At 62.7% G+C, this 271-nt stretch carries 1 protein-coding gene; it reads left to right on the top strand.

The annotated features are described in order from the left end of the window. A partial coding sequence (locus tag AAEY83_RS15210; protein ID WP_351060223.1) for a hypothetical protein occupies positions 1-271 on the top strand: 271 nt, incomplete at both ends.

Genomic DNA, 271 nt, shown 5'->3' with positions numbered 1-271 from the left:
ACAAATGCCTGCGTCTGCTTGATCGCCAAGGCCAGCAACTGTGGCAATCGTCAGCCGACACAACCCTGCCCGTGACCGAACTGCGCCAGGGCGAACTGATCGGTGGCGACGTGCTCAAAACCCTGCTCCAAACCCTCGACGAGACGCAGATCAAAGCCTTGCTGGACGAGCCCTTCGCCGGACCGACGCCGTCCATCGAGGTCCGCAGCCAGAACCTGCGCAAGCAAGTGGCCGACCTCGCCAGACGCAACACAAGCGCGCTGTTCGAGTC

This window comes from Psychrobacter sp. TB20-MNA-CIBAN-0197, from assembly GCF_040309765.1.
In the GTDB taxonomy this organism is placed as follows: Bacteria; Pseudomonadota; Gammaproteobacteria; order Pseudomonadales; family Moraxellaceae; genus Psychrobacter; species Psychrobacter submarinus.
Note: the sequence above shows the minus strand (reverse complement) of the source record. Positions and strands in the feature narration are given on the sequence as shown.